The sequence below is a fragment of the Xylanibacter rarus genome, assembly GCF_001275135.1.
In the GTDB taxonomy this organism is placed as follows: domain Bacteria; phylum Bacteroidota; class Bacteroidia; order Bacteroidales; family Bacteroidaceae; genus Prevotella; species Prevotella rara.
This window is the reverse complement of record NZ_LFQU01000014.1, coordinates 83691-95718: the sequence shown is the minus strand read 5'-3', so window position 1 is coordinate 95718 and position 12028 is coordinate 83691. Positions and strand designations below refer to the sequence as shown.

The window sequence follows — 12028 nt, the reverse complement described above, 5'->3', positions numbered from 1 at the left end:
GTGTGATGAGTTGAAATCTTAACTCGTCACACTGCAAATGTTTGGATCACAGGCAGTTATGCTATGATGTGACGAGTGATGAGTTTCTTAAAAACGTTTTTTACAGTTATTGCATTGTCTTTTTCTAAATTTGGTTGACTTCAAAGAGTCCTTTCCCTGATTAAAGTTGACTTCTGTTAAACTTGTAACTGTTATTGGTTGTCAATACTTTATATTTGATACGCATATTTTTCCAAGCAACAATTTTATGTATAGGCGCTAAGAAAAGTGCTTTGTGGATATAATAAAAATAAAAAGGCATCTGTAGTAATTACAGACGCCTTTATTTATGCTGTTTAAGAATATATTATTCGTTGATAGCTGCAACACCGGGAAGAACTTTTCCTTCGATAGCTTCGAGCAGAGCACCACCACCGGTAGAGATGTATGACACTTTGTCTGCCATACCAAACTTGTTGATACAAGCAACAGAGTCGCCACCGCCTATGAGAGAGAATGCTCCCTTAGATGTAGCTTCTGCTATAGCCTCAGCAATTGCTCTTGAACCGTCTGTGAATTTCTCAAACTCAAATACACCGGCAGGACCGTTCCACAGAATTGTCTTGGCGTCTTTGATTGCATCAGCAAATGCCTTGCGTGTCTCAGGACCTGCGTCCATGCCTTCCCAGCCTTCGGGAATGTTGTCAGACATGCAAACCTGTGTGTTTGCATCGTTAGAGAAGTCGTCAGCAGCAACGCAGTCTGTACCCAGAACCAAGTTAACGTTGTTCTCTTTTGCCTTCTTGATAACATCAAGAGCAACGTCCAGCTTGTCGTTCTCGCAGATAGAGTTACCAATCTTACCGCCCTGAGCCTTTGCGAATGTATATGTCATACCACCGCACAGAATCAGGTTGTCAACTTTTCCGAGCAGGTTCTCGATGATACCAATCTTTGTAGATACCTTAGAACCACCCATGATGGCAGTGAACGGACGCTTGATGTTGCTGAGAACATTGTCAACGGCGTTAACCTCTTTTTCCATCAAATATCCCAGCATCTTGTGGTCGCCGTCAAAGTATTCGTCGATAACAGCTGTTGATGCGTGCTTGCGGTGAGCTGTACCGAATGCGTCCATTACGTAGCAGTCAGCGTAAGAAGCAAGTTTCTTTGCAAATTCTTTCTGACGCTCTTTCATTTCTTTCTTTGCAGCATCGTATGCAGGGTCTTCTTTGTCTATTCCTACGGGTTTTCCCTCTTCTTCAGGATAGAAACGCAGATTCTCGAGCAGAAGTGCCTCTCCTGGTTTCAGGGCAGAAGCTTCAGCACTTGCATTTGCGCAGTCAGGGGCAAATTTCACTTCAACGCCCAGGTGCTCAGAAACGTTCTTAACAATCTGGCTGAGTGACATTTTAGGGTTAACCTTACCTTTTGGCTTGCCCATGTGGCTCATCATAATAACGCTACCACCGTCTGCAAGAATTTTCTTCAGTGTAGGCAGGGCACCACGGATACGTGTGTCGTCTGTAACGTTACCATTTTCATCCAATGGCACATTGAAGTCAACACGGACAATAGCCTTCTTACCGGCAAAATTGAATTGATCGATTTTCATATTAGTTTCTATTTATTTTATATAAGTTATAAACTGTCAGTTTTTATTTTGCACGCAAAGTTAGCAATTTTAATTGATATACAATTAAGTGTAAATGATTATTTTAAAATTTTTGACATGATGTTAATCTGAATGTAACCTCTGCTTAGCAATCGGGCATTAAATATTTCTTTGTCGTTATTGCAAACCTCTGGTGTTAACTGTCTGCTGATTTTTTTATTCCTATGTGATATATTATTTCTTCACTTTTGAATTTTGGGTGTGCTGCGGTCTTAATGCGTACATGCCGTTATGCTGAATGCTGGAATTTCAAAGGCAATTATGAGCGTTCCATCTTTCTGCAAGCTGTGTAACTTGCAGCCATGTCTGATAGTTCCTGATTAGAAAGCTTTGTCTGAAGGCATAAACCTAAATCGGAAATTAGACCGCATATTACTTTATCAATTTTTGGCATTGATGCTTTCAGCCTGTCTTTTTGTTTCTATTGGCGTCTTTTTGTCATATTTTTCTTGACATAGTCCACTGTGCCTGCGAAAAATATAATGAAAATCCGCTCAATATAAAGCAAAAATACAGACCGAATCCTAGTGGCAGATTTGGGATAAAAAACATCCCCATCATCTCTTTATGAATAAGATATTTGATGGGGATGTTCTTTTGCTTGCGGTTTCACGACAACGCTTAGTTGGCGTTTTCCCCGATATATTCTGATTCAATTGCAGGAGTTGTTCCTGCTGTCAGTTTCCATATGTTCTCTGCTTTCCATGTAGAGCCGTCGGCAGCATTAAGGTCTGTTACGTTATCGATTAGTGCTTCGTAATTGTTTTCTCCGGCTTCAACGCAATGGTCAAGAGTATATGGTGTGGATTTGCCGACAAGCTTTATGGCTGTAATGCCGTCAGGCAGCACTGCATAGCAAGATGTGACATGTCCGCTTGTATATCCTGCGATAGAGCCTATGCCTGATTCTTCACCGCTGACACTGCCGTAAAATCCCACATGGGTTGAATAGCAACCATAAACATAGGCTGATTCGTTGTAGTTATAACCGACAATTCCTCCCATGGCCTCTGCCTGTAAAGATGCGTCTCCAATGGTTGAGTAGGCGGAGTAGCTGGCTACGACATCTCCACGTGTGTTATAGCCAACAATGCCGCCAAGACGCACACTTTCTTTTGATGTGCTTGATGTTATGTTTAAACGGTTTGCCACGCATTGGGCTACAATTCCGAAACTGCTTTCTCCGGCAATGCCTCCGGCCAATACGCCTGATATGGTTGCGCCGTCTACGGCACATTTCAATAGTCTGCCGCTTGTCTCAACTCCACTTTCTTGCGATGTTGAGCCTACGATGCCTCCTGCACGTGAGCTGGTGCCGCCAGCTGTAATTGTAGAACTGCCAGATACTGTGCAGTATTCAATTTTACCGTAACTTAAAGCGGCAATGCCTCCGGCGATGTTATTTGCACTGACGGTTGCGTCTGATACGTCGCAGTTGTTAACCTGCACGCTGTTGTTGCCCGTTATCGCCCCCGCGCAATATCCTGTTACCGTAGCTTTGCTTATGTCGCAATTGTTGATTATTCCGAAGCTTGCACCTGCAACAACGCCGGCATACGATGAAGATAGGTTTCCTTCTACCGATGCATTTGTAAATTTGATGTCATGCACTTTGGCATTGGAGGCCAGTCCGCTGAAGAACCCTATGTTTGAGGCTTCGCTCTTTATGCTTAAGCCGTTGATAGTTTTGTTGTTCCCGTTGAAGTCGCCTGAATATCCGTTTTGCATATTTGTGCCGACTGGTGTCCAGCTTATACCGGACATGTCAATGTTGTTTTCTATGACAACGTTGCTTGTAAGGCAGTCTTCTTGTTTTGCCCATTCCTCCAGGCCGGCGGCGTTGAATATGTGGTATGTGCCGTCCGTTTTAGAGTATGAAGCAAATGTTTCGGCATTTATCGTACCTAAATCAAGTATGTGTCCGGCAGTAAGATTTGTTTCTTTCTTGCCTGAACGCATGTAGCCATTGCCGTTTTCATCATATAATGTCAGAGTCAGTCCGTTGCTTAGCGTGCCCGGTGCTACAACGAGATAGTATGTACTGCCTGAAATGAAGTTGCCCGTAAGCGTCACTTCTGAAGCTGCTCCCTCTGCCTGTACTGAAGCCGAAGGATCGTTTGATGCTGCATCTATTACAATGGTGCCGGCTAAGGGTTCTCCGCCATTGCCTCTGAACACTGCCTTTTTCACCACATTGTTGCCGCTGTTCAGTGTGAACTTCACCACGGCGCATGTGTTCTTGAATACCAGTTCCCTGTTGGTGGTTGTTGCTACTGATGGATTAAGGCCTTTGGCAAAACTCCCTGTTCTTGATGTCTGAGTGGCATTAAGCGATGTAGTTATTGTTGTGCCTGAAATTGTAGCCTTCGCATCATAAGGATACAGAGCGTAATACGTTGAACTCGTTTCGTCTGCCATACCGGTAAACGTAACAGATGGTCCGCTTTGTGATGTGCTGAAGCGGTTGTTGTCAGACGGGTCGAATAATGAAATTTCATCACCAGTTTCCCATTCAACGCTGTTGCCTTCAGTGAGCTGAGTGCGGGTTATGCTGCCTGAGCCCGCAACAAAACTTGTAAAAACTTTTTTGCCTGATTGTGTGTCGTCCTTTTCGTCTTCGGTACACGACACAAATGCAGTCAGCATTGCTGCAAAACACAGAATGCTGATCATATTAGTGTTGCTTGTCATTTTTGTCTAAGTTTATGTCTTTAATTTCTTGTCTGAAATATACTTACCATTCATATTCTTCTTCTTCAAAGCCTTCGTGTGTGGCTGTTTTACCGTCTCCGCTTCCACAGATAATCTGTTCTGCTTCAATTTCGATGGTTTTGCATGATGGTGATTCGTAATTTTCTTCTTTAGTTTTCATAATTTTATAATTTTAAATTATTGTTATAGGCTTATTCAGGTAAAAATCATATTGTATATTGTAATGACTTTGTGCGTTTTGCTTTTTAATCGTTAATCTTATTGCGGTTTTAATAATATGATGTTATTCGTCTGCGGTAAAACAAAGGTATGAGGTTTTTTGCTATGTCTGCTATATTTAGTGTTATTTTTTGTAAATTTGATGAAACTTTTTAACAAGTAGACTTGGCATGCTTACGGAAACGGCTTTTAGTGTATGATAGTGGCAATGCATAGTAATAGTAGTGTATAAACAGAATTAACTTTATGTGTAAATTTATAGCTGAAATATATCAGATTTACATTTTTTATTATTAATTTTACGCCATAAATAAAAAAACGCAAGAACGTAGTTTACGTTGATTTGCCGGCGTGTTTAGTTGGCACGTTGTGTGTCTTGTGCTTATTTTGATGATTATAATATAAAAAATATAGACGATATGAAAGATTCTATTATTATCGTGAGCGGTGGAATGGACAGCGTTACGCTGCTGTATGAAATGAGGGAGCGGATAGCTTTGGGTATTTCTTTCGATTATGGCAGCAACCATAATAAGCGTGAAATTGCATTTGCAAAGTTGCATTGTGAAAGATTAGGAATAAAGCACATTGTTATTGACCTGGATTTCATGGGCAAGTATTTTAAAAGTTCGTTGCTTGAGGGAGCGGAGGCTATACCCGAAGGCCATTATGAGGCTGAAAACATGAAGTCTACGGTGGTGCCATTCCGAAACGGCATTATGCTTTCTATTGCTGCCGGTATAGCGGAGAGCAACGGACTTAAATATGTGTTGATTGCAAATCATGGCGGCGACCATGCCATTTATCCTGACTGCCGTGCTGACTTTATCAAGGCGATGAGCGACGCTACAAGACTTGGAACTTATCCGGGCATTGAGGTCATGGCTCCATATACCGATATAACCAAGACGGATATTGCACGCAGGGGAAAGGCTTTAGGCATAAACTATGCAGAGACATGGAGCTGCTATAAGGGCGGAGAGAAGCATTGTGGCAAGTGCGGCACCTGTGTTGAACGTAAAGAAGCTTTGCGTGATGCCGGGATAGATGATCCTACCATATATGAAGGTTGGCATCAGTATTATTGATTTTACATATTAATATAGGTTTATACAGGCTGTAGGTTCGTATAAATCATGTTGGCTTTGCCAAATTGAAGTGTCTGGATTTGCACTTTGGATATTAATTTTTGCAGATATAAAAAAACAGGTTGCGTCAAATAAGACGCAACCTGTTTTCTATTTTGTGTTATTATTAGAAACTTAGAAGTTATAATATACACCTAATGAAATATTGTTTCCGTCGAAGTCCATACCCCAGGCACTTACGTCTGTGTTGTCGTTCTTTGTATATCCGATGAAGCCAACACGTGCAACAAGGCTAAATTTGTCAACCTTGAGCTCAACGCCCGGTTTCAATCCTATAGACAATACGTCGTCAGCTCCGTTGTAGTGCTTGTATCCGAAACCACCTTCACAGAATACATTGATAAGTTTGCTGTGCAGGAATGTATAACGTGCATAGGGGCTGATTTCAAATGTGTGAGTAGTAAGACGCTCTGATGTAGCAAACTCGCCATTGTCAATCTGGAGTCCTGCCTTAGACCATCCGAACATAACACCGGCAGCCCAGTTGTCGTTGAACTTATATCCAATTTCAGGAAGCAGGCTATAGATTGTTTCATCGTCGTCGCCGCCGTAATCAACACTTGCAATACCAACATTACCACCTAAATAAACCTGTGCGTTAGCGCATACAGCAATCATAACGACAGCTAAAGTCATGAAAAATTTCTTCATACTAAATCCTTTCTTTTCTTTAATGGTTAATTAACTATTGTTTTTATGCAGGCCGTTTACCAAAACAGCATGCATGTGATTGCAAAGATGGATATTTAATTTAACATTAGCAAATGTTTTATCCCGTTTTTTTGTGCGTTTTGGCAATATGTGTTAAATATTTGGAATAAACGGACAAATTATTTATCTTTGCAAATCTTAATCAATATGTGAAACTTTTAAGATGCAGCGAGTTTTCATAGCAGGCCCATGTGTTATAGAGTCGCAGGATTTATTAAATCGTGTGGCAGAGTGTCTTGTGCGTATAAACAAGAAGTTTAACACTGATATTATTTTCAAGTCGTCTTTTGATAAGGCGAACCGTACTTCAATCAGTTCTTTCCGTGGTCCCGGTATCGACCGCGGACTGCAGATGCTATCAGACATAAAAGAACGGTATGGCTTGAGGATATTGACAGATATACATGAGAGCTGGCAGGCTAAGCCAGTTGGAGAGGTGGCTGACGTTATTCAGATACCGGCATTCCTTTGCCGGCAGACTGATCTGCTTGTTGCTGCGGCCAAGACAGGACGCATTGTCAACATCAAAAAAGCGCAATTCTTAAGCGGAAAGGATATGGTTTATCCTGTGGAGAAAGCAAAGGATGCAGGTGCAGTAGATGTATGGCTTACCGAACGCGGCAATATGTATGGCTATAATAATCTTGTGGTGGATTTTAGGAATATTTCCGATATGCTCGACATCGTTCCCACTGTCATAATGGATTGTACGCACAGCGTGCAGAGACCAGGCGGTGGAGGAGGCAAGACTTCTGGCGACAGACGTTTCGTGCCGTCAATGGCTCTTGCTGCCAAGGCTTTTGGTGCAACCGGATACTTTTTTGAAGTACATCCAGATCCTGATAAGGCATTGAGCGATGGTCCAAACATGTTATGTATTGACGATTTGGAAAAAGTTATTGAAAGTATTTGTAAATAAAGTATTTATTTTATGATGGTCGCTAACGAAAGATTAACTCATGTAAGAGAGTATGCCGTCCAGTGTATAAAGGATGAGGCTCAGGCCGTAATGGAACTTCTTCCGCAATTGGATGATAACTTCGATAAGGCCGTTGCCTTGATGTATGGATGCCATGGCAAAGTGATAGTTACTGGAGTTGGTAAGAGCGGGCATATTGGTGCCAAAATAGCTGCAACATTGTCAAGTACCGGAACACCGTCATTCTTCATTAATCCGCTGGATGTCTATCATGGCGACCTCGGAGTTATGACAAAGGATGATGTCGTCTTGGCCATAAGCTACTCCGGACAGACGGATGAACTATTGCGCTTTATCCCGATGGTGCTTCACATGAACATTCCTATTATTGGCATGAGCGGAAATCCCGGTTCGTTGTTGGCTAAATATAGCACGGTGCATCTTCATGTGCAGGTAGAGAAAGAGGCGTGTCCGCTTAATCTTGCACCAACGAGCAGCACGACTGCTACTCTTGTTATGGGCGATGCTTTGGCTGTTGCCCTTATGCGTGTACGGGATTTCAAGCCAAGAGATTTTGCTCAGTTCCATCCCGGAGGCGAACTTGGAAAGCGTCTTTTGACAACGGCATACGATGTTATGCGTACAGATGATATGCCTGTCGTTCCGCCGACGATGCATCTTGGTGAAGCTATAATCCATGTGAGCAAATGCAAACTTGGTCTGGCTGTGGCTGTCGTAGACGACAAGATTGTCGGTCTGATAACAGATGGCGATATCCGTAGGGCTATGGAAAAATGGCAGGCGGAATTCTTTGACCGCACTGTCAGTGATATTATGACGCGTACACCGAAGGTAGTTTCGCCGCAGACTAAGATTAGTGACATTCAGAATATAATGAACAAGTATAAGATACATTCGGTGCTGGTGGTTGACGACAACAATCGGCTTTTAGGAGTCGTTGACCATTATCGCTGTATGTTGTGATAATGTATAGCGCCTGCTTTGGGGCAGGCGCTGTTTTTATAAGGTATGAAGATTTGTATTTTTTCAGTATTATTATTTTTTACGTGTAACGTCTGTGCACAGACTTCTGACTCGTTAATTGTTGAGAATTTGCGCGATGAGGGCATAACATTCTCTCATAACAATTCCGTTACACTTTTGATGAGCGGACAGGAGAAGTTCGACGATATGTTTCAGGCCATACGACAGGCACGGAGCAGCGTACATCTTGAATATTTTAATTTCCGTAATGACTCAATAGCATCTTTGCTGTTTCGTCTTTTGGCGCAAAAGGCGAAAGAAGGTGTTGAGGTGAGAGCCTTGTTTGACGGTTTCGGTAATGATTCAAACAACCGGCCGCTGAAGCGTAAGCACCTTAAGCAGATGCGTTCAGTGGGGATTGAAATATATGAGTTTGATCCGGTAAACTTTCCCTGGGTGAATCATGTGTTCCATCGTGACCACCGTAAAATTGTCGTAATAGACGGTAAAATAGCATACACGGGCGGAATGAATGTGGCCGACTATTATATCAACGGAACTGAGGTCGTTGGCGAATGGCGCGACATGCATTGCCGTATTGAAGGGGATGAAGTGAACACCCTGCAGAAGATATTCCTACGTATGTGGAATAAAGTGACAGGTCAGAATGTGTATGGCGCAAAATATTATCGTGGTTATCATGGTGCCGACTATATCACAGGACTGAAGCCAGATACATGTTGTACGGCAGGAAAGAAGATGGTAGGCATTATAAACCGCGAACCGCGTGTGACGAATAAGATTATACGCAAGTTCTATACTGATGCCATCAATGAGGCCAAGGACAGCATAAAACTGGTAAATCCTTATCTTACTCTTAACAATACACTGAAACGGGCCTTGCGCAATGCCGTCAAGCGAGGCGTAAAGGTAGAGATTATGGTTTCTGCCCATAGTGATATTCCGCTTACTCCTGACTGTGTCTTTTATAACGTGCATAATCTTATGCAGCATGGTGTGGATGTATGGATATATAAGAAAGGATTTCATCATACGAAGATCATAATGGTAGACGGGCGTTTCTGCACAGTTGGAAGTGCTAATTTGAATGCCAGAAGTCTTAACTTTGACTATGAAGAAAATGCTGTAATCATAGATCCGTGTACGACAAAAGAGCTTAACGATATGTTTGAAAGGGACAAGGCCGAATCGTTTAAGCTGACAGAAGAGACATGGGATGAATGGCGAACTCCGTGGCAGAAGTTTGTCGGATGGTTTGCCAGTCTGCTCACTCCGTTCTTGTAGTAGGTCGTTTGCCGGCAGATGATAATTTGTTTTGGCCTGGTCTGCCATTTAGTCAAAGACCACAATGTTCTGACTATTGCCGTTAACATGTGTGTGGCTATAGATTAATAAATAAAGATGTCGCGCAAATTATAAGATTTTTTCTTATAGTTTGCGCGACAATTTTGAAATTACAAAGAAAACAGATAATTCCCTTTATTCCTTTATCAGGTCTGTCATCAGCAAGATGTCAATTTCATCAATGCCGTGTGAAAGCAGGAATTTTCTGTCTTTTGCCAACTCGTCGTATAAGGTTGTTGACGTATCCTTACTTTGGCAAGACATGAACTTCTTAAACATCTCTACGGCTTCGCTTATGTTTCCGAGAAGCCATTGGCAGTATCCGGCATTTAGCCAGTCGCCATTTTCTGTGTCGTTGCTCTTCAGTATGCGCCTGTATGCCTTTTCTGCCTGTTGAAGTTTGTCAAGTCCCATAAGGTTCCATGCAAGAACTCTTGTTACCGGAATAGAGTCGGGATACTCTATGTCGAGCTTAAACAGCAAGTTGGTAGCCTCAGAGTATCTTTCGGCTTTTGACAATGCAACACAATAGTTAAGTGCGTTTGCCTGGCTTTGTGGGTTCTCGTTATACAGAACCTCGTACAATTTAGCCGCATCATCATAGTTTTCTGCTTCAAAGCAGGCACGTGCGAGCATCGACTTGGCACGCCGGTTGTCAGGCTGAAGTTCCAGAGACCTTTCGAGATATTCTGCTGCAGATTTAGGGTTGCCGCAATAATTAAGTTCATAGATGCCGTGAATCAGCATGCATTTAGAGTCGTTCGTGTCGTTATATTTAGGCAGCAGATGCTCCAGGGCATTCTTGTTCTTGTGCTTAAGCATGAAATAGCACAGGTCGGGAAGCACCTTCTGTATTTCTGTTCCATTGAAAAGGTCATCGGCAACAAATATAGAGTTCGACTTGTCGAACGGGTTTACAAGTTGTCCGCGCTGATGGAAAAGGCGGAAGAAACGATACATATCCTGCAGAATCATGCGTCGTATATATGCCGGCTGCCTTTGGTCTTCATCGCTGACTGTCTGGCCGAGAGCCTCTTTCGTGTTGAACATCTCGCGCATGTTGGCCGGTATATGACTGATGACAGATGCCACGGCAAGCGTGAACGAATATTTGTCGCTGTCGCAGAACGGGCCGTTGTTTAGAATGTTTGTCAGCAACGGAGTGTCTTTCAGCTTGTCAACCGTAGATGATATTTCCGGATGCTCAAGGTAGAAAGGACAGAACCAGTTGGCTGCATGATAGAAGAACGGGAAACGCTTCATCTGAGAGAAACCTCCGAAATAGATGTCTGAGCCTGCTTTCTGCATGTTCATCATCTTTTGGAAACTCTCTTCCATTTTCTCCATTGCACGGTCTGACGCACCCGGATCAAAGATGTCGTTCATCGGGTCGTCTTCTTTCTCGGTAATGCCGAATCGTGTAATGTTCAGGTTATTGTTCTTCATCAGCTCCGGCATTATGTCGCGCTGAATGGTGTTGTTGTCCTGTTCGGCGTTCATGCAGAATATTATCTGCTTCTGCAGGTCGGCTATCTCGTTTGCCACGCCGTTGCCTTCAAGTACAGAAACTACCATCTCCCGCATCTGCGGATGCAGTCGCGGACCGGCTGAAAGCGCAAACACCCATCCGACCAGTGCCCGCTGACGCAGCTTGATGTCGGTTGTCTTCTTATAGACGTTGATCAGAACATGAAACTTGTTTATGTCCATGTTGTTCATCGTGGCCAGCATTATCGCACTTGTAATCAGCTGCGCGTCAATGATGTCTGTGGCGGGCGACAGCAGTATGCCTTCAAAGAAATCACGCTCGTTGTCGGTCCATTGTCTTGAAACTATGATATAGCCGAACAGGGCCTGTATGAAATCGTTGTGGCGACGGTAAATCTCTTTGCTCTTTTCTGTCCTTGCAGGTTCAGGCTCAAGACTTAGCATGGCAACATCTGTAACAAAAGTCTCGAGAGCTGTCTTGATACGCTCTTCGGAGAAAGACTGATTGACAGACTTTCGTGTGGCTTCGGTGTAAAAAGATATGTTCTGGGCCATATACGCTATGCGCAGGTTGCTAACGAAATTGTATAGCCTTGCCAGCAGTTTGCTGTAAATATCCTTGCGCTGCGGATCGTTGAAGCCCCGCTTCATATATTCCAGCATCAGGTTATAGTCGCGCTCGATGTTTTCAAGTTCATCGTCATACATCATGTATGGATGTGCGCTTACAAACGACCGTGTGGAATGAATGCAGTAGCCCAGTTTTTTTCTGCCGAGCTCTTTGATTATATTGTCAAGCTGTTTGATGTCCTTCGTGTCCATAGGTCT

The 12028-nt window shown here is 43.1% G+C and carries 9 protein-coding genes; 4 read left to right on the top strand and 5 right to left on the bottom strand.

The window, feature by feature from the left end; all coding sequences use genetic code 11:
• Window positions 1-346: 346 nt before the first annotated feature.
• The 3 genes from ACU52_RS08530 to ACU52_RS15090 form a co-directional block, all read right to left on the bottom strand.
• Complete coding sequence (locus ACU52_RS08530; protein ID WP_021853612.1) at window positions 347-1594, bottom strand: phosphoglycerate kinase; 1248 nt, start codon at window positions 1592-1594, stop codon at window positions 347-349.
• 681 nt (window positions 1595-2275) lie between these two features.
• Entirely contained in the window at window positions 2276-4345 is a 2070-nt protein-coding gene (locus tag ACU52_RS08525; RefSeq protein ID WP_053398481.1) for a fimbrillin family protein, read from the bottom strand.
• A 43-nt stretch (window positions 4346-4388) separates the two neighbouring features.
• On the bottom strand, window positions 4389-4526 hold the full coding sequence (locus ACU52_RS15090; protein ID WP_156316889.1) for a hypothetical protein: 138 nt from the start codon (window positions 4524-4526) through the stop codon (window positions 4389-4391).
• A 478-nt stretch (window positions 4527-5004) separates the two neighbouring features.
• Here ACU52_RS15090 and queC point away from each other — a divergent pair, with 478 nt between their 5' ends.
• Entirely contained in the window at window positions 5005-5673 is a 669-nt protein-coding gene (gene queC, locus ACU52_RS08520; protein WP_053398489.1) for a 7-cyano-7-deazaguanine synthase QueC, read from the top strand.
• Between the two features lie 174 nt (window positions 5674-5847).
• On the opposite strand, the gene ACU52_RS08515 is transcribed toward queC, so the two are convergent.
• Complete coding sequence (locus ACU52_RS08515) at window positions 5848-6384, bottom strand: outer membrane beta-barrel protein (RefSeq protein WP_053398480.1); 537 nt, start codon at window positions 6382-6384, stop codon at window positions 5848-5850.
• 223 nt (window positions 6385-6607) lie between these two features.
• Here ACU52_RS08515 and kdsA point away from each other — a divergent pair, with 223 nt between their 5' ends.
• From kdsA to cls, 3 genes are read left to right on the top strand one after another with little or no spacing between them, the layout of a single operon-like run.
• Window positions 6608-7363, top strand: a complete 756-nt coding sequence (gene kdsA, locus ACU52_RS08510; RefSeq protein WP_021854193.1) for a 3-deoxy-8-phosphooctulonate synthase — start codon at window positions 6608-6610, stop codon at window positions 7361-7363.
• A gap of 12 nt (window positions 7364-7375) precedes the next feature.
• Window positions 7376-8347, top strand: a complete 972-nt coding sequence (locus tag ACU52_RS08505) for a KpsF/GutQ family sugar-phosphate isomerase (RefSeq protein WP_021854192.1) — start codon at window positions 7376-7378, stop codon at window positions 8345-8347.
• A gap of 45 nt (window positions 8348-8392) precedes the next feature.
• Entirely contained in the window at window positions 8393-9652 is a 1260-nt protein-coding gene (cls, locus tag ACU52_RS08500; RefSeq protein WP_053398479.1) for a cardiolipin synthase, read from the top strand.
• A 195-nt stretch (window positions 9653-9847) separates the two neighbouring features.
• Here cls and ACU52_RS08495 read toward each other — a convergent pair whose 3' ends face one another.
• Entirely contained in the window at window positions 9848-12022 is a 2175-nt protein-coding gene (locus tag ACU52_RS08495; protein WP_053398478.1) for a tetratricopeptide repeat protein, read from the bottom strand.
• Window positions 12023-12028 lie beyond the last annotated feature (6 nt).

Bases quoted from the DNA above. Each gene is read 5' to 3' on its own strand.
- ACU52_RS08525 (WP_053398481.1), bottom strand. From the start codon at position 4,345: ATGACAAGCAACACTAATATGATCAGCATTCTGTGTTTTGCAGCAATG.
- kdsA (WP_021854193.1), top strand. From the start codon at position 6,608: ATGCAGCGAGTTTTCATAGCAGGCCCATGTGTTATAGAGTCGCAGGAT.
- cls (WP_053398479.1), top strand. From the start codon at position 8,393: ATGAAGATTTGTATTTTTTCAGTATTATTATTTTTTACGTGTAACGTC.
- queC (WP_053398489.1), top strand. From the start codon at position 5,005: ATGAAAGATTCTATTATTATCGTGAGCGGTGGAATGGACAGCGTTACG.
- ACU52_RS08495 (WP_053398478.1), bottom strand. From the start codon at position 12,022: ATGGACACGAAGGACATCAAACAGCTTGACAATATAATCAAAGAGCTC.
- ACU52_RS08515 (WP_053398480.1), bottom strand. From the start codon at position 6,384: ATGAAGAAATTTTTCATGACTTTAGCTGTCGTTATGATTGCTGTATGC.
- ACU52_RS15090 (WP_156316889.1), bottom strand. From the start codon at position 4,526: ATGAAAACTAAAGAAGAAAATTACGAATCACCATCATGCAAAACCATC.
- ACU52_RS08505 (WP_021854192.1), top strand. From the start codon at position 7,376: ATGATGGTCGCTAACGAAAGATTAACTCATGTAAGAGAGTATGCCGTC.
- ACU52_RS08530 (WP_021853612.1), bottom strand. From the start codon at position 1,594: ATGAAAATCGATCAATTCAATTTTGCCGGTAAGAAGGCTATTGTCCGT.